The sequence below is a fragment of the Kitasatospora sp. NPDC058218 genome, assembly GCF_042882445.1.
Taxonomy (GTDB): Bacteria; Actinomycetota; Actinomycetes; order Streptomycetales; family Streptomycetaceae; genus Kitasatospora.
The window spans coordinates 45,673-63,153 of record NZ_JBHVWC010000025.1 but is presented as its reverse complement, the minus strand read 5'-3'; the positions used below and the strand labels follow the sequence as shown (position 1 = coordinate 63,153).

12 protein-coding genes and 1 riboswitch are annotated in these 17,481 nt (G+C 73.1%); of the genes, 6 read left to right on the top strand and 6 right to left on the bottom strand.

All coding sequences use genetic code 11. The features are described from left to right. Positions 1–144: 144 nt before the first annotated feature. The 3 genes from ACFVYI_RS17885 to ACFVYI_RS17875 all read right to left on the bottom strand — a co-directional run bounded on the left by ACFVYI_RS17885 (position 145) and on the right by ACFVYI_RS17875 (position 4,804). The gene (locus ACFVYI_RS17885; protein ID WP_387886342.1) at positions 145–1,194 is read right to left on the bottom strand and encodes a ferritin-like protein; all 1,050 of its coding nucleotides are present in this window, start codon (positions 1,192–1,194) and stop codon (positions 145–147) included. A 173-nt stretch (positions 1,195–1,367) separates the two neighbouring features. Beyond that, on the bottom strand, positions 1,368–2,363 hold the full coding sequence (locus ACFVYI_RS17880; protein ID WP_387886435.1) for a ribonucleotide-diphosphate reductase subunit beta: 996 nt from the start codon (positions 2,361–2,363) through the stop codon (positions 1,368–1,370). 35 nt (positions 2,364–2,398) lie between these two features. After that, a complete protein-coding gene (locus tag ACFVYI_RS17875; RefSeq protein ID WP_387886433.1) occupies positions 2,399–4,804 on the bottom strand; it encodes a ribonucleoside-diphosphate reductase subunit alpha in 2,406 nt (801 codons plus the stop codon). A 186-nt stretch (positions 4,805–4,990) separates the two neighbouring features. Then, a riboswitch (cobalamin riboswitch) is annotated at positions 4,991–5,132 on the bottom strand. Between the two features lie 369 nt (positions 5,133–5,501). On the opposite strand from ACFVYI_RS17875, the gene ACFVYI_RS17870 reads away from it, so the two are divergent. The 5 genes from ACFVYI_RS17870 to ACFVYI_RS17850 all read left to right on the top strand — a co-directional run bounded on the left by ACFVYI_RS17870 (position 5,502) and on the right by ACFVYI_RS17850 (position 12,202). Beyond that, positions 5,502–6,854 carry a hypothetical protein gene (locus ACFVYI_RS17870; protein ID WP_387886340.1) on the top strand — a complete coding sequence of 451 codons (1,353 nt, stop codon included), beginning with the start codon at positions 5,502–5,504 and terminating at the stop codon, positions 6,852–6,854. A 162-nt stretch (positions 6,855–7,016) separates the two neighbouring features. Next, the gene (locus ACFVYI_RS17865) at positions 7,017–8,483 is read left to right on the top strand and encodes a glycoside hydrolase family 26 protein (RefSeq protein WP_387886338.1); all 1,467 of its coding nucleotides are present in this window, start codon (positions 7,017–7,019) and stop codon (positions 8,481–8,483) included. A 159-nt stretch (positions 8,484–8,642) separates the two neighbouring features. Next, on the top strand, positions 8,643–9,455 hold the full coding sequence (locus ACFVYI_RS17860; protein ID WP_387886336.1) for a hypothetical protein: 813 nt from the start codon (positions 8,643–8,645) through the stop codon (positions 9,453–9,455). Positions 9,456–9,526: 71 nt separating this feature from the next. After that, positions 9,527–10,978, top strand: a complete 1,452-nt coding sequence (locus ACFVYI_RS17855) for a glycosyltransferase family 2 protein (protein WP_387886334.1) — start codon at positions 9,527–9,529, stop codon at positions 10,976–10,978. Between the two features lie 24 nt (positions 10,979–11,002). Further along, on the top strand, positions 11,003–12,202 hold the full coding sequence (locus ACFVYI_RS17850; RefSeq protein WP_387886333.1) for a glycoside hydrolase family 113: 1,200 nt from the start codon (positions 11,003–11,005) through the stop codon (positions 12,200–12,202). Here ACFVYI_RS17850 and ACFVYI_RS17845 read toward each other — a convergent pair. Both ACFVYI_RS17845 and ACFVYI_RS17840 read right to left on the bottom strand, forming a co-directional pair. After that, on the bottom strand, positions 12,172–14,418 hold the full coding sequence (locus tag ACFVYI_RS17845; RefSeq protein WP_387886332.1) for an acyltransferase family protein: 2,247 nt from the start codon (positions 14,416–14,418) through the stop codon (positions 12,172–12,174). The genes ACFVYI_RS17850 and ACFVYI_RS17845 overlap by 31 nt on opposite strands. Positions 14,419–14,587: 169 nt before the next feature. Further along, positions 14,588–15,082 (bottom strand): GNAT family N-acetyltransferase, encoded by a 495-nt coding sequence (locus tag ACFVYI_RS17840; protein WP_387886331.1) that lies wholly within the window; start codon positions 15,080–15,082, stop codon positions 14,588–14,590. Between the two features lie 433 nt (positions 15,083–15,515). On the opposite strand from ACFVYI_RS17840, the gene ACFVYI_RS17835 reads away from it, so the two are divergent. Further along, complete coding sequence (locus ACFVYI_RS17835; RefSeq protein ID WP_387886329.1) at positions 15,516–16,472, top strand: helix-turn-helix domain-containing protein; 957 nt, start codon at positions 15,516–15,518, stop codon at positions 16,470–16,472. A 75-nt stretch (positions 16,473–16,547) separates the two neighbouring features. Here the strand turns inward: ACFVYI_RS17835 and ACFVYI_RS17830 are convergent, their stop codons facing one another. Continuing rightward, positions 16,548–17,369 (bottom strand): histidine phosphatase family protein, encoded by an 822-nt coding sequence (locus ACFVYI_RS17830; protein ID WP_387886327.1) that lies wholly within the window; start codon positions 17,367–17,369, stop codon positions 16,548–16,550. Between the last annotated feature and the right edge of the window lie 112 nt (positions 17,370–17,481).

Below are 17,481 nucleotides of genomic sequence, written 5' to 3'. Positions count from 1 at the left end.
CCCCTCCCGCCGCCCCCTGGGGCCGCGCCCGCTCCTGGGGGGGGGGGGGCGGGGGCCCGGGGGGGGGGGGCGGGGGGGGGGGGGGCCCCCCGGGGGGGGGGGGGGGGGCCCCCCGGGGGGCCCCCCCCCCCCCGCCCCGTTCGGCTACGTCGTGACGAAGAGGAACTCCGGGCCGTAGGTGAAGCGGGGGGAGGCGGGCAGTCGGACGTCCATGATCTGCCGGGCGGTCTCCCGCATGGCGCTCATGTGACCGATGGCCGCCCCGACGCTCGCGCCGGACTCCCAGGCCGCTTCGAGTGCCCGCAGCATCGCGGTGTAGTCCTCGTTGAAGGTGTGCAGGAGCGCGGCGGTGGGCTCGTCGGGCGTGTTCTCGGGGTCGTTGGCCCAGCCGCCCGCGGGGACCGCCGCGGAGGGGGCGGTGTCGGGCAGCGGTACCGGGTCGCCGGTGAACTCCCAGCACTTCGTCGTGGGGTTCAGGACGAGCCGGCGGCCCTCGGCGATCTCCTTGAAGGCGTAGTAGTGGGCGAGTTCGCCCTCGCTGCCGGGGAACGGGTTCTCGGGGGAGACGTCGGTGCCCTCGCCCTGGGACTTGATGATCTCGATGGCCTTCAGGACGTCGTCGATGGTCTTCATCGCGACGATGTCGTTGCCGGTGCCGTGACCGCTGAGCGGGAACTTCACCTGCCGATGACCGGTGATCAGGTGCGCGAAGGTCGGGAAGACGTTGGCGATCCGCTGGTAGAAGGCGCCGATCGACGTTCCGTCGCCCGCGTAGGCGAGCGGGTTCTCGGGCTTCTCGATGGCGGCGAACAGGGCCGCCGACTCCCTGGTGAGGCCGCCCAGGCGAACGGTGAGCTTCGGGTTCACCCCGCCGGGGAGCGGCCCCGGGTACTTGGGGACGGTGGCCGGGTCGGTGAGCACCACGTGGCCGCCGATGGTGGTGAGCATGTTGCAGACCAGCCCGAAGTGCGACATCTCGTCGAAGACGATCTCGCGGACGGTGCGGCGGACCGGCTCGTCGTCGTCCTGGCTGGTGATCGACCAGAGCGCGCCGGCGTACGGCGGGATGGTCGAGAGCTCCAGCATGATCGCGCGCTGCAGCGCGTCCTTGAGCTCCTGCTCGGTCCACTCCTCCTCCGGCATGCTCATGAGCTGGACGATGGCGTCGCTCCGGTAGTCCAGAACCGTGGTCACGGCGGGCCCCTTTCCGTTCGGCTGTGGCCGGAACGTACTGGGGTCGTGGTCGTCGGTACACGTGCCGTTCCGGTGCGGTCGGGCGGGTTCATTCGGACGACCGAACGACGCCGCCCCGCCCGGTGCGGACACCGGACGGGGCGGCGGGTGTCGAACCCGGCCTGCGGAAAGGCCTAGAACTCGTCGTCGAAGGAGACCGAGCCCTCGACGGCGACCTGGTACGCGGAGACCCGGCGCTCGAAGAAGTTGGTCAGCTCCTGGACGTTCTGCAGCTCCATGAACCCGAAGGGGTTGCTGGAGCCGTAGCGGATCGGCAGGCCGAGACGGGCGAGCCGCTGGTCGGCCACGGCCTGCAGGTACTCGCGCATCGACTCGGTGTTCATGCCCGGCAGGCCCTCGCCGCAGAGGTCACGGGCGAACTGGAGCTCGGCCTCGACGGCCTCCTCCAGCATCTCGGTGACCTGCTGGGCCATCTTGTCGTCGAAGAGGTCGGGCTCCTCCTCGCGGACGGTGTCCACGACCGACATCGCGAAGTCCATGTGCATGGACTCGTCCCGGAACACCCAGTTGGTGCCGGTGGCCAGGCCGTGCAGCAGGCCGCGGCTGCGGAACCAGTACACGTAGGCGAAGGCGCCGTAGAAGAACAGGCCCTCGACGCAGGCCGCGAAGCAGATCAGGTTCAGGAGGAACGCGCGGCGGTCGTCCTTGGTCTGCAGCGAGTCGATGTGGTCGACCGCGTTCATGTACTTGAAGCAGAACTGGGCCTTCTGGTGGATGGAGGGGATGTTCTCCACCGCGGCGAAGGCCGCGTTGCGGTCCTCGGGGTCGGGCAGGTAGGTGTCGAGCAGCGTCAGGTAGAACTGGACGTGCACGGCCTCCTCGAACAGCTGCCGGGACAGGTAGAGCCGGGCCTCGGGGGAGTTGATGTGCTTGTAGAGGCTCAGCACCACGTTGTTGGAGACGATCGAGTCACCGGTGGCGAAGAAGGCGACCAGGCGGCCGATCATGTGCCGCTCGCCGTCGCTCAGCTTGGCGAGGTCGGCGACGTCGGAGTGCAGGTCCACCTCCTCGACGGTCCAGGTGTTCTTGATCGCGTCGCGGTAGCGGTCGTAGAACGACGGGTAGCGCATCGGACGCAGGGTCAGCTCGAAGCCGGGGTCGAGCAGCATCTTCTCGCGGCCGGGCTGATTGTCGGGGGTGGTGCTCACTGGCAGGCCTCGCAGGACTCGGGGTTCTCCAGGGAGCAGGCCAGCGCGGCCTCCTCCTCCGGGCTGAGGGTCGGGGACGCCACCGACACCGGCGCGGCGGCGCGGGCGGTGCCCGAGGCGGCCTGCGCGATCCGGGTCGCCGGCCGCGACCGCAGGTAGTAGGTGGTCTTCAGGCCGACCTTCCAGGCGTACGCGTACATCGAGCTGAGCTTGCCGATGGTGGGCGCGGCCATGAAGAGGTTCAGCGACTGGCTCTGGTCGATGTACGGCATCCGGGCGGCGGCCAGGTCGATCAGCGCGCGCTGGGGCAGCTCCCAGGCCGTGCGGTAGAGCGAACGGACCTCGGCGGGCAGCCAGTTGAGGTCCTGGACGGAGCCGTTGGCGTCGCGCAGCGCGTCCCGGGTCACCTGGTCCCAGACGCCGAGCTCCTTCAGCTCGCGCACCAGGTACGGGTTGACCTGGAGGAACTCGCCGGAGAGGGTCTCGCGCTTGAACAGGTTGGAGACCTGCGGCTCGATGCACTCGTAGACACCGGCGATCGAGGCGATCGTGGCGGTGGGAGCGATGGCGAGCAGCAGCGAGTTGCGCAGACCGGTCCCGGCGATCCGGGCGCGCAGCGCCTCCCAGCGGCCGGCCCACTGCGGGGCGGCCGAGCCGAAGTGGTCGATGTGCAGCTCGCCGCGGGCGGCGCGGGTCTCGCCGTAGGCCTCGTGGCGGCCCAACTGCTCGGCCAGGTCGGCGGAGCGCTCGTACGCGGTGAGCATGATGCGCTCGGCGATGAGGGTGGAGAGGGTCTTCGCCTCGGCGGAGTCGAAGTCCAGGCGGAGCTGGAAGAAGACGTCCTGCAGGCCCATCACGCCGAGGCCGACCGGGCGCCAGCGGGAGTTGGAGGCACCGGCCTCGGGGGTCGGGTAGAAGTTGATGTCCACCACGCGGTCGAGGAAGGTGACGGCGGTGCGGACGGTGGCGTCCAGGCGGTCCCAGTCCATCGCGTTCAGCAGGTCGGCGGCGGTGGCACCGGGGGCGACGTGAGCGCCGAGGTTGACCGAGCCGAGGTTGCAGACGGCGGTCTCGGAGTCGTCCGTGACCTCCAGGATCTCGGTGCAGAGGTTGGAGCTGTGCACCGTGCGGCCGGGCAGCGCGGTCTGGTTGGCGGCGCGGTTGGAGGCGTCCTTGAAGGTCATCCAGCCGTTGCCGGTCTGCGCCAGGGTGCGCATCATCCGGGCGTACAGGGTCTGCGCGGGGATGGTGCGGACGGCCTTGCCGGCCTGCTCGGCCTTCAGGTACGCCTCGTCGAAGTCGGCGCCCCAGAGGTCGACCAGCTCGGGCACGTCGGCGGGGGAGAACAGCGACCAGTCGGCGTTGGCGTTGACCCGGCGCATGAACTCGTCCGGGATCCAGTGCGCCAGGTTCAGGTTGTGGGTGCGGCGCGCCTCCTCACCGGTGTTGTCGCGCAGCTCCAGGAACTCCTCGATGTCCGCGTGCCAGGTCTCCAGGTAGACGCAGGCCGCGCCCTTGCGGCGGCCGCCCTGGTTGACCGCGGCGACCGAGGAGTCGAGGGTGCGCAGGAACGGGACGATGCCGTTGGACTTGCCGTTGGTGCCCCGGATCAGGCTGCCGCGCGAGCGGATCCGCGAGTAGGACAGGCCGATGCCGCCGGCGTGCTTGGAGAGGCGGGCGATCTGGGCGTACCGGGAGTAGATCGAGTCCAGGTTGTCCAGCGGCGAGTCGAGCAGGTAGCAGCTCGACATCTGCGGGTGCTTCGTCCCGGAGTTGAAGAGGGTCGGCGAGGAGGTCAGGTACTCCAGCCGGCTCATCAGGCCGTACAGCTCGGAGACCTCGCGCACCGACTGCTCGTTGTCGCCGACCGCCAGGCCGCAGGCGACACGGAGCAGGAACTGCTGCGGGGTCTCGACGACCTTGCGGGTGATCGGGTGGCGCAGCAGGTAGCGGGACTGCACGGTGCGCAGGCCGAAGTACTCGAAGCGGTCGTCGCCCTCGGGGTCGATCAGCGCGTTCAGGGCGACGGCGTGCTTGCCGACGAAGTCGGCGGTGGTGTCGCCGATCAGGCCCTCGGCGTGCCCGACCGCGATCGAGTCCGAGAAGGTGACCGAGCCCTGGCTGTTCGCCTCGTCGACGATCTCCAGCGCCAGCAGGCGCGCGGCCAGCTTCGAGTACTGCGGGTCCTCGGCGATCATCGACGCTGCGGCGTCCACGGCCAGCCCGCGCAGCTCGGCGAAGTCCGAGCCGGCGTGGCGGCCGCGCAGCGCGGCGGCGGCGACATGGCCGGGGTCCACCTGGGGGAGGTCGGCGCTGCGGTCGGTCAGCAGCCGGAGCAGCGCGCCACCGGGGTCGGACACCGTCGGGTCGACGGGGGCGGAGCTGGAACCCTGGGCGGGCAGGGTGACTGAGGCAGCGGTGGTCAAGGCGCTCTCTCCTGGCGGCGATCGGCGTCGGTGGCTCGGGGCCGGGCCGTTCGGGGCAGGGGAGCACGGCGCGACGGCCGGACGGCGTCGCGCGACGGTGGCATCCCCGGCCCGCCCGCGAGGCCCGGAAGTACTACTGGTGCGAAAGGCCTCTGCGGGGAGGCCAGGCAGCACGCCGTCGGCAGGTACTCGGACTCGCGGGCTCTGGTCGGAGCCGCCCGCACACCGCTGCGGGGCAGTCCCGGACTCGCACCGGGTTCCCCTGCGTCGACAGCAGGGTCGAGCATACATCTAGTGGTGTCTGCTCGATGCGACCCCACATGTTGTGCGGCATCGCGTGTCGGCGTGATGGCCGGTGGCACCGGCAAGGGGCCGTTCCCGGGCTGTTCCGGGGCCGTGTCGGGGCTTTCGCGGGTGCCGGCGGCGGGCTGTCCGGGGAGGCTGTTCCGGGGCCGTGTCGGGGCTTTCGCGGGCGTCGGCGGCGGGCTGTGACGGCCGTCGCGGGGCGCCCGGGAGCCCGCCGGGTGTTCGGATTCGGAAACGGAATGGTCACCGGGCGGACCCTCCGTCAGGGGCATGCCCTACGATCTCGGCTCATGAGCGAGCGGAGCGAGCGAATCATCAACATCAGCGGGATTCGCGGAGCGACCGCCGAGCGCAGTGAGGTGGGCGCATGAGCGACGGAACGGGCACGCCCGGGGAGTGGGCCGACCGGCCCGCCTCGCCGGGGCAGCAGCCGCCCCCTCCCGCCGGGCCGGGGGGCGCACAGAACCAGCAGCAGCCGGGCACACCCGGACAGGCACCGCAGGGCCCGCCGCCCGTCGGTGGCCCTGTCGTGCCCCCGCCCGCGCCGGTGCCGCCGGCTCCCGCGCCGTACCCCGGCGCGCCGCAGCCGGTGCCGCCGGCCCCGGGCGGGTTCGGCCCGCCGCCGGCCTCGTACGGGCCGCCGGTGCCGGCGCCGCAGCCGGCCGTTCCGCCGGTGCCCACGGTGCCCCAGCCGCCGGTGCCGCAGCCTCAGCCGCCGCAGCCCCAGCCGCCCGTGCCCCAGCCACCGGCGCACGTCCAGCCGCCGGCGCCGCGGCCGGTCCACCACCAGCACCCGCCGGTCCAGCCGCAGCCCCCGGTGCACCCGCAGCCCGTCCAGCCGCAGCCTCAGCCGCCGCAGCACCAGTGGCAGCAGCCGCAGCCCCCGCAGCCCCAGCCCCCGGCGCAGCACGCCGAGCCGGACTGGGCCGCTCTCGCGGACCGCAACGAGGCGGAGGCCAAGCGCAAGGGTCGGACCCGGATCATCGGCGCGGCCGTCGCCCTCCTGGTGGTCGGCGGCCTGGTCGCCGGCGGCCTGCTGTTCATGAACAAGGGCGACGGCGAGAAGCCGGTCGCCGAGCCCACGCCCAGCGGCACGGCGGCCACCCAGCCGCCGCCGGCGCCCACGGCCTCCGGCAAGGCGTCCCCGACGGCCACCGCGAGCGCCACGCCCGAGGACCCGTCGAAGCCGCTCTGGGAGGCCACCACCGACCCGGCGCCGCAGGACGCGGCGGCGCTCTTCTCGGCGCTCACCGTGACGGTCAACGGCGCCACCTGGAACCGCACCGTGGTCTCGCTCGACTCGCCCTGCTGGGACGGCAACTCCACGGTCGGCGGCCTCGGCAAGATCCTCGGTGACCAGGGCTGCCGCCAGGTGCTCCGGGCCACCTACGTCTCCGGCGACAGCGCGGTGACGGTCGGCGTCGCGGTCTTCGACCACAAGCAGCAGGCCGAGGCCGCGGTGAAGAACTACGTCGGTCACCTCAAGGGCGCCGCCGCCCCCGGCTCCCCGGCGTTCTGCACCACTCCGGGCTGCACCAACACCAAGGGCACCCTGGGCCGGTACGGCTTCTTCACCGTCGAGGGCTCGGCCAAGGGCGGCAACACCGCGGACGCCGCCGCCACGGCGGCGGCCGTGGGCTTCGACGAGCACGTGAAGAGCCAGTTGCTCCAGCGCACCAAGGCGGCGGGCGGCGCACCGGCCGCCACCCCGGCGGGCTGACGCCCCGGCCGGACCGGCAGGAGACGCGCCCCGGCCCACGGCCGGGGCGCGTCCGCTCGCCCGGACGCCGGGGAATGTGGCAGGCTCACCGCCTGTCAGTCGTACACGTGTTCCGGTTGTGACGGTGCAGGCCGGTGCCGGTGAGCATCCGGAGGAGTGTCCGTGGCCCTGCCCCGTGCGCTGCGCGCCAAGCCGGCCGTGCTGGCCGCGGCCGGTGCGGTGCTCGCCGCCGGCGCGGTGGTGCTGGCCGGCCGGGACGGCCGGGCCGACGGCGACCACCGGGACGACGCGCCCGCCCGCAGCGTGCTCACGCTGAACGGCGCCGGGCGCACCCTGCCGCCGGAGGTCGGCCGCGAGCTGCTGGCCCGCGACCCCGAGGCCTCGCCGAACGCGCGGGCCGTCCAGCAGCTCCTCACCGACCTGGAGCGCGAGGCCCGCGCCGGCCGCTCCGGCGGGACGGTGATCGGCCAGCACGTCGAGGCGCACAACGAGCTCTACAACCCCGAGTACGGGGACTACCGCGGGACCAAGCCGGTCGGCTACTACTACAAGAAGGCCGCCGACATCACCGGCAAGCTGCCCGGCTTCGTCGAGACCGACCTCGGTCCCGGCTACGGCCAGAGCGGGTGGGGGGTCGGGAACCCGCGCTCCTACTCGGCGGGCCGGTGGCCGGCCTGCGCGGTCGGCTGGCAGTACACCGATGACGCCGTCGACCTGATGACCGCCGTCTGGTCCGGCCACCCGCGCCCGGAGGACGGCACCTACGGGGCGTCGGGCACCCGGAAGAACTGCGACGGCACCACCACCGAGCTGCCCGACAACGGCGGCGGGCCGGCCGGGCTGGTCGGGATGTCCTTCCACCAGCCGTACCCGGGTTCGGACGTCAAGTCCTTCGACCGGGTGCTCTGCTCGGCCTCGCCCGGGGCGAAGGACCCGGGCTGGTTCGCCCGGGTCGTCGACGCCGCCGGCAACACCCCCGAGTACCGCGCGCTGCTGAAGGACCTCTCCTTCCTGGCGGACCACCTGGAGTACCTCGCGGCCCACGACGTACCGGTGCTGCTGCGCCCGTACCACGAGATGAACGCGGCCGACTGCGCCCGGGGCTTCTGGTGGTCGGGCCGCAAGCCCGCCGACTACCAGGCGCTCTGGCGGATCACCTACCACTACCTGGTGGAGACCAGGGGCCTGCACAACCTGCTGTTCGCCTGGACCCCGGTCTCCTGGGACGGCGCCCCGGGCGTCGACCCGTGGGACTACTACCCGGGTGCGCAGTACGTCGACGTGGTCGGGGTGGACGACTACAGCGGCAGCCCGGCGCACCCGATCGGCACCGGCGAGGTGTGGACCAAGCGCTACTACGACGGCCTGGCCGGCTACGACAAGCCGCGGATCCTGGCCGAGTCCTTCGCCGTCCCGGTGAACTCCCGCCAGCCGGACACCCTGCGGCGGACCCCGTGGACGATCTGGACGGTCTGGGGGCAGTCGCTGACGGCGGACAACCTGACCCCGGACCAGCCCCGCAACTCCAACGCCGACGTCAAGGCCACCTACGACAACGGCCTCGCGCTCACCGGCGGCTCCGGCCCGTTCGGCGCGGACGTCGACTGGAGCGGTCTGCACGTCCGTTGAGCCGGGCCGGCGCTCCGCGGTGACATCGGCAACACTCCCGCACCGCCTGAACCTGCGGAATTCCGGGTCCGTTCGCGCGTGTGGCATCCTGTGCCCCGGAATCGAACGGGTTGAAGCCGGGTGCGCCCGGCAGGGGCGGGGGTACGGGAGATGACACAGGTGCGTCCTGACCGTCCGGCCGGCGGCCTCGCGGTGGCCTGGGGGGCGGTGCTGCTCGGGTGGGCGGTCTACAACTGCTTCTGGCAGGCCGGCTTCACCACCTTCGCCAAGGGGATCTTCTACTACGGCGGCTCCTCGGTGGCCGCCGAGACCGGCAGCCTCAACTTCGGCGTGCTGTACCTGGCTTCCGGCATCCTGCTGCTGCGCGGGCGGGACTGGGCGCGCGGCGTGGCGGTCGGGGTGGCGCTGGTCGAGGGCTACAACCGGGTGCGCAGCCTGACCGGCGCACTGCTGGACGAGCCGCAGCGCCGCTGGTTCACCGGCACCACCGAGGGGTGGCTGAAGCTGGTGACCTTCGGGCTCGGCGTGGCCGTCACCGCGACGCTGGCGGTGCTGCTGATCGGCTCGCTGCGCCGGTCCGGGTCGCGCTGGGCGCCGGCACCGGGCCCGTGGGCGGCCGGCGCGCAGCCGTCGCCGTTCCAGCCCCTGCCGGCCCAGCAGCCCGGTCAGCTGCACTGGTCGCTGCTGCAGACGCTCCCGCAGGACCAGCCGCCCGGCCACCCGCAGGCCCAGCCCCAGCAGGCCCAGCCCCAGCCCCAGCAGGCCTGGCCGCAGCCCCAGCAGCCCCAGCAGCCCCAGCAGGCGCAGCCCGCCCCGCACGCCCGGACGCAGCCCGGCTGGGCCGCGCAGCCGGCCGCCGCGCCGCAGCAGCCCCCGCAGCCCCAGTCACACCCCCAGCAGCCCTGGCCGGCACCGCCGGTGACGCCCGGACCGGTACCGCCGGCCCCGGGGACGCCTCCCTACCCGGGGTAGCGCGCAGGACCCGCCGGCCCGGGCCGGCGGGGTGAACGGACAGACGCAACAGACGAGGAACGACTTTCGCCATGACAGCACCAGCACCCGCGCGGACGGTACTCACCACGTCCCGCGAGGCCGCTCGGCTCGCCGACCGGCAGATGTCGTGGAAGCCGCGCATCGTCCCGTTCTACCTCTCGTTCCTGATCATCTTCTGCTTCTCGCTCTGGGCGTACGTGCCCAACCCGACCCCGCTCGGCTGGGCGATCACGATCCTGTGGGGCATGCCGGTCTTCGGCGTGCTGATCGGCTTCCAGGGCGTGCTGATGGTCCGCCGCCGGCTGCGCAGGGCGGACCGGATGACCCCGGCGGCGCCGGCCGACGACGACTACCTGATCGTGCTGGTGCCGACCATCGGCCGGCACGACACCTACCCGGCGCTGGAACGCTCGGTGCTGTCGTACGTCGACCACCTGCCGGCCTACTTCCCGTGGATGCGGGTGGACATCCTCACCGAGGAGGGCTGCGCGGCCGGCGAGAAGATCGACGAGCTGGCCGGCCGCAACCCGCTGATCCGGGTGGTGACCGTCCCGAAGGCGTACCAGACGCCCAACGGCACCAAGTTCAAGGCCCGCGCCAACCACTACTCGCACGAGCTGCGGATCGAGGAGGGCGAGGCCGAGGACGACGTCTGGGTGCTGCACATGGACGACGACACCGGGGTCGGGCCCGACACCGCCGCCGCGGTGGCGCAGTTCGTCAACCGGCAGCGCCGGGCCGGGGACGACGCCAAGCACATGGCGCAGGGCATCCTGACGTACCCGCGGGAGAACGCCGTCTCCACCTTCACCTGGCTCGCCGACGCGATCCGCCCGGCCGACGACATCGCCCGCTTCCGCGCGATGACCGGCACCGGGACGCCGATCGCCGGCGTGCACGGCGAACTGCTGCTGGTGCGCTCCTCGGTGGAGGCCACCATCGGCTGGGACTTCGGCCCCGACACCATCGTCGAGGACGCCCAGATGGCGCTCAACTTCTGCGTCCGCTACCCCGGGCGCAGCGACTGGTTCAACGGCCGCTGCTACGGCGCCTCGCCGGCCGGCCTCAAGGACTTCCTCAAGCAGCGCGAGCGCTGGGCCTGGGGCCTGGTGGCGCTCTGCTTCAACAAGAGCATCCCGCTGCGGTTCCGGCTGTTCATCGGGATGGGCATGGTCAGCTGGGTGCTCGGGCCGCTCCAGCACGTCGGTCTGGTGCTCATGATCGCCTGGTTCACCGGGACGATGAACACCTCGCCGGTGACCCAGTCGGTGGTGCTGATCTGGTCGATCAACTTCGCCTACGTGATCTGGACGTACTGGGAGGGGCTGCGCCTGAACGTGGTGGGCTCGGCCGACCACCGGCGCAAGTGGTGGGAACCGATCGCGGTGGTCGCGGCCATCCCGCTGTTCTCCCTGTTGGAGGGCTGGGGCGGCATGCGGGGGCTGATCAAGTTCCTGCGCCGCGAGGAGAACAAGTTCGTCGTCATCGCCAAGCCGGCCTGACCGGCGACCAGGGACTGCTGAACCATGAAACGATTCGTCATCTTCATCCTGCCGACCGCCGTGCTCGGTCTCACCGTGGGCGTGCCGATCATCTGGGGCGACCACCCGATCAAGTTCGACCACAAGCGCCCGACCGAGGTGCACTGGGCCGGTACCGCCAACGAGCAGGGCCGGGTCTGGGGCTTCGGCAAGGACGCGCCGCCGGAGGACACCGGGCCCAAGGTGGCCCAGCCGTGGGCGAAGGGCAGCCCGGAGTGGGGCGTCCAGGTGTACTGGCTGGACGACCCGGCCGACCCGGAGAGCTTCGTCCAGGGCAAGGCGGACCGCATCGTCAAGTACGTGGTCGGCCTGAACGCCAACGCGCTCTCGGTGTCGTTCCCGTTCTACACGGTGGGCAGCAAGTCCAACGCGGTCGCCGCCCGGCCGACCACGCCGAGCCCGGACCGGCTGGCGATCCTGCTGGACGCCGCGCACCGCGCGGGCCTGCGCACGACCGTCCGGCCGATCCTGGACGAGGAGTCGCTGAAGCCGGCCAACAACGGCTGGCGCGGCAACATCGCCCCCGGCGACCGGGAGGCCTGGTTCGCCAGCTACTCGGCCTTCCTGGCGCCCTACCTGAAGTCGGCCCAGGAGCACGACGCGACCGAGTTCACCATCGGCACCGAGTTCAACTCGCTGGAGGGCGACCCGCACTGGGCCCCGCTGGTGGAGCAGGCGAAGAAGACCTTCCACGGCGAGGTCGTGTACGACGCCAACTGGGACAACTGGTCCAAGGGTGCCGTCCAGGTGCCCACCGCGAGCACCGGCGTCGACGCCTACTTCCCGGCGAAGTCGGCCGGGGACGACGCCTCGCCGGCCGACCTGGCGGCCAGCTGGAACACCTGGCTGGACAAGCGCGGCAAGGGCCCGCAGCCGACCACCAAGCTGACCGAGGTGGGCATCCCGGCGCAGAAGGGCGCGTACAAGACGCCCGGTGACTTCTACACCAAGCGCGAGCTCAACGAGGCCGTGCAGGCCACCTGGTTCACCGCGGTCTGCCAGGTGGCGCAGGAGCGGAAGTTGGCCGGCGTCTACTTCTGGTCGCTCTACTTCGGCATCGACCCGACCCTGCCCACCAACCAGGACACCCCGCGGATGGACTTCGCCGGGCGCCCGGCGTCCGAGCAGGCGATCCGCAGCTGCTTCGCGCAGACCTACGCCGTCCCGGAGGTCGCGGCCGGCTGAGTGGCCGCCGCCCGGCCGCTCGGGCTCGTGGTGGGCTTGCGGGGCGGCGTGGTGGTGGGCTTGCGGCTCGGGCTGGCGGAGTGGCCGGGGGACGGCTGGTCGGACGGCGTGGCCTGCTCGGTGGGCGCGGCCGGGGCGGTCGGCGTCGCCGGGGCGGTCGGGGTGACCTGGGGAGCCGGAGCGGCGTCCCGGGGCCCGGCCCCGGCCAGGGCGTCCGCGATCTGCCGCTCCAGCCAGGGCGTCACCAGCCGCATGCCGGCCGGCGTGAGGTGCACGCCGTCGGTGGCGGGGGAGACCAGGTGGCCGTCACGGTCCTTCCAGAGGCAGCTGCCGTCGGGGCAGTAGAAGGCGTTCAGGTCGACCAGCTGGACGGCGCCGCCGGAGGCCTTCACGAAGTCGCCGACCTGCTGGTTGTAGCAGGTGCCCCAGGTCTTGTTGATCGCGCCGTTCTGCACCCGCTCGTTCATCAGCAGCACCCGGGCGCCGTGCGCGCGCTCCCGGACCAGGTCCATCGCCTGGGTGAGCTGGGCGGTGTACCGGGTGCGGTAGTCCTCGTCGCAGGGGTTGAGCCAGCTACCGTCCAGGTACTGTTCGGCGGCGTCCCAGCCGAGGTGCAGGACGACCGCCTGGGCCTGGACGCCGTCCAGGCGCTTCGCCCAGAGCGCGGTGCGGTCGCGGCACTCGTCGGTGGTGTCGAACTCCACCCGGGAGGTGCCGCGGACCTTCTCGGAGCCGAACACGCCGCAGCCGCTGATCCCGCCGTCGATCACCCGGAAGCGGTCGCCGTGCCGGTACAGTCCGGTGGCCAGGTCCTCGGAGAAGGAGTCGCCGAGCGCGAGCACCAGCGGCTTGTCGGTGGATCCGGAGCGCATGTCGTGCTCGACCCAGGCGGGCAGGTACCAGGCGCCGGCGGTGGCCGTCAGCGCGGCGGCGGCCAGCAGCGGGATGGTCGGGAACGGCCGCCAGCGCAGCACCCGCAGCCGCTCGGTGCCGGTGTGCAGCAGCCAGGCCAGCACCCAGGAGACGGGCGCGCCGATGGCCAGCAGCAGCGCCGGCGAGATGTCGTCGACGAACCGCTGGAGCAGCCAGTAGACCGGCAGGTGCAGCAGGTAGAGGCTGTACGAGATGGTGCCGGTGAGCCGCAGCGGGGGCAGTGAGAGCAGCCGGACCAGCGGGCCGCGGTCGTGGCAGAGCGAGGCGGCGAGGACGGCCGAGAGCACCGCGACGCCGGCCAGCCCGCCCTGGTAGAGCCAGGGCTGGTGGTAGTTGTCCACGCTCAGGCTGGCCCAGACCAGCCCGCCCAGCGCGAGGGTGCCGAGCAGGGTGAGCACCACGGTGCTCGCCGGGCCCGAGCGGGCCAGCGAGCGCCGCTGGGAGCGGGGCCCCGCGTCGGCGCCGTCCTGGACCCTGCGGCGCAGCCGCAGGTAGACCACGAAGGCGGCGGCGGCGCCGGCCGCGAAGCCCACCGCGCGGGACTCGGTGCCCAGGTAGAGCCGGTCGCTGTTGGAGCCGTTCCACATCAGCGGGGCGACGGCGGCGGCGCCGGCGAACAGCACCCCGGTCACGATGCCGGCGGCGGTGAGCGAGCGGCGGCAGGCGGCGTAGATGAGCAGCAGGAGCAGCGGCCAGACCACGTAGAACTGCTCGGTGATGCTGAGCGACCACATCGCGGCCAGCGGGTCGATGCCGGCGAAGTGCTGCCAGTAGGCGTCACCGCGCTCCAGCTGCGCCCAGTTGGCGACCTGGGCCAGCGCGGCCAGCGCCTGCGGACGCAGCTCCTTCACGTCCTTGAGCGGGCTGAGCAGCGCCGAGAGGAGGACCACCAGGAGGACGGTGACCAGCAGGCCGGGCAGCAGCCGCTTGGCGCGGCGGCGGTAGAAGACGCCGAGGGCGATGCCGTCGGTGCGGTCCAGCTCGCGGATCAGGACCAGCGTGACCAGGAAGCCGGAGAGGACGAAGAAGGCGTCGACGCCGAACAGGCCGTTCTGGAACCAGTTGGTGTGGTAGAGCAGGACGGACGCGATGGCGAGGCCGCGGAGTCCGTCCACCGCCTTGAAGCGCACCGACGGCGGCAGCGGGCGTGGGGGTGCCGGGGGCTCCGCGGGTATCGCGTACCGGCTGCCGCGGGGGGCGGGGATCCCGCGTGCCTCGCGCATGTCCTGCAGGGTGGGTCCGCCCGCCGCGGAGGGCGCGCCGATGCCGGGCCCGTCGTACATGAGGTGCTGCTCCCCGAATCGATGGGCTACCACGACGTGTCTCGATCAGAGGTTTATATCAAAAGCGCGCTTTGATCGTCCGTCGGCCACCGGAGCAGCCGCCCGACCCGGCCCCCGACCGGCTCCTCTGCAGGGGGGTCGACCGGCTACCGTGCCGGTCGACCTCCCGTCAGAAGACCATGCTGTAGACCATCAGGTCCATCCCCGGGTACGGCGCCCAGTCGCGCTCCGGCGTCCGGCGGAAGCCGACGCGCTCGTAGATGCGGTGGGCGGCCTTCATGTCGGGGCGGGTGGAGAAGGCCATCCCGGCCAGGCCGAGCTCGCGGCTGCGGGCGAGGGCGGCGCGGACCAGGGCCTCGCCGACGCCCCGTCCACGGGCGGCCGCGGCGGTGGCGAGCATCCGGATCTCGCCCTCGCCCGGGGTGGCGATGTCGGCCCACTCGGTGCCGCCCACCGCGAAGGTCACGCAGCCGAGGACCCGTCCTTGGGCCGCGTCGACCGCGACGAGGAGTTCGGCCTCCCGGGACCGGCGGCCGGCGTCGCGCAGGAGGTCGACGTACTGGCTCTCGGGCGAGGTGTAACCGTCGCCGACGAAGGCCTCGACGGTGACGCGGCCGGCTGCTTCGAGGTCCGCCTCACGGGCCGACCGGATGACGATGTCCATCCGGTCAGTGTGCCGGAGCCGCCCTCGGCGCCCGGCGCCGGGGCGGGGTCGTGGAGGTCGGCGGCCCCGGGGCCGCCGGTGGCAGGGGTGGTGGCGGTGGCCGGGTCGGCGGCGGGGCGGAGCGAGGCAGCCGGCATGGTGCCGTAGAGCCGGTCGGGCAGGGCCGGGTCGACGGGGTAGCCGCCGGGCCGGTGCCAGTTGTCGCGGCCGGTGGCGGCGTTGCGGGCCACGTCGCGCCCGATCAGGGTGCCGAGCAGGCCGAAACCGCCGACGGCGCCGACCAGGGCGAGTGCGCTTGCGAGCGTGTCGGAGTCCATGGCTCCACTCTCGCGGCGCCGCCGGCCGGCCACGAGTGGCAGGAATGCCCGATTGCATCGAAATCCTGCCACCCGGCTCTTCCCCGCGGGCACCCCGGGAAGGCATCCTGGGCGGCATGCTGAAGAACGTGGTCGCGGTGGTGCTGGAGGAGCTCCACCCCTTCGAACTCGGGGTGGCCTGCGAGGTCTTCGGCCTGGACCGCAGCGAGGACGGCCTGCCCCGGTACGAATTCGCCATCGCCGGCGCCCACCCCGGCCCGCACCGCACCCACGCCGGCTTCTCCGTGGACGTCCCGCACGGTCCGGAGCGCCTCGCCGAGGCGGACCTCGTCGTCGTCACGGCCACCGGGGTGCGCCCGCAGTACCCGGAGCCGCTGGTGGACGCCCTGCGGGCCGCCGTGGAGGGCGGCGCCAAGGTCCTCTCCATCTGCAGCGGCGCCTTCGTGCTCGGCGCCGCCGGGCTGCTGGACGGCCGCCGCTCGACCACGCACTGGCGGCACGCCGCCGAGCTGGCCGCGCGCTTCCCGCGGACCACCGTCGAGCCGGACGTGCTCTACGTGGACGAGGACCCGGTGATCACCTCGGCCGGCACGGCGGCGGGCATCGACGCCTGCCTGCACCTGGTCCGCAAGTTCCAGGGGGCCGAGGTGGCCCGGGGGATCGCCCGCCGGATGGTGGTGGCACCGCACCGGGAGGGCGGGCAGGCGCAGTTCGTCGCCCGGCCGCTGCCCGAGGGGGACGGCGAGTCCCTCGCGCCGCTGCTCGACTGGATGCGCCACCACCTGGACGAGGAGTCCACCGTCGAGCAGTTGGCGGCCCGGGTCCACCTGTCGCCGCGCACCTTCGCCCGCCGCTTCCAGCAGGAGACCGGCACCACGCCGCACCGCTGGCTCACCGGGCAGCGGCTGCTGCTCGCCCAGCGGTTGCTGGAGTCCACCGCCGAGCCGGTCGACGCGATCGCCGCCCGCTGCGGCTTCGGCAACGCCGCCACCCTGCGACACCACTTCGGCCGCCGCCTCGGCACGACTCCGCTGGCCTACCGCCGCTGCTTCGCCGAACCGGTCGTCGGCTGACGGGCCGCCGTCCCCCTCGGCGGCCCGGGCGGCCGGGCGCCCTGACCGCCCTGCCGGCCCCGGCCGCCCCGGCCGTCAGCCGAGGGCCAGGTGCCCGGTGTCGTTCCAGCGCGCCGGGCGCAGCCGCCCGCCCTCGGCGCGCCAGAGGCTGGTGGAGCAGTTGCGGACCGGCTCCAGGGCCGTCAACTGCGCCTCGGTGAGCCGGTCCAGCGCGTAGCGGAGCATCAGCACCGTACAGTCGTGCGCGACCAGCAGGACCGGCCGCCCGGCCTCCTCCGCGCAGATGTCGCGCAGCACGCTGCGGACCCGCAGGGCCACGTCCGCCCAGGACTCGCCGCCGGGCGGGCGGTAGTACAGCTCGCCCATCTTGCGGCGTCTCGCCGCCTCCTCCGGGTGCTTGGCCTCGATCGCGGCCTTGGGCAGCATCTCCAGGACGCCCAGCTCGCGGTCGCGCAGCCGCTCGTCGTAGCGGACGGCGAGCGTGACCGGCACCGCGCCCAGCCCGGCGGCCTGGGCCAGCGCGATCCGGGCCGTCTCGGTGGTGCGTTCGTAGGGGGAGCACCAGACGCTGCGCGGGCGGTCGGCGCTGGGCAGGCCGGCCCACCAGCGGCCGAGCGCCTGGGCCTGCTGCCGGCCGTGCAGCGAGAGCGGGATGTCCGCGTCCCGGCAGCTGATCGGCACGCTCAGTGCGCCGGCCGCCTCGGCCAGCTGGAACTCGACGTTGGCGGTGGACTCGCCGTGCCGGGTGGCGATCAGCACGGACGGCAGCGGGCCGGGTGCCGCCGCCGGCGCGGTGTGCGGGGCGGGCGACGCCGGGTGGGGCGCCGTGGTGGCCGGCGGTCCGGGCCGGTGGGTGGACTGGTGCTGACCGTTGAGCGTGGTGCCGAGATCTGCCATCGCCGCTGCTCCCCGTGGGTCGATCGGGTGCCGGCCGGACGCCGGTCCGGTCCGGTGGTGCCCTGTGTGTGCGGCCGTTCATACATATGATCGCGCCGCCTCCTCCAGTGTT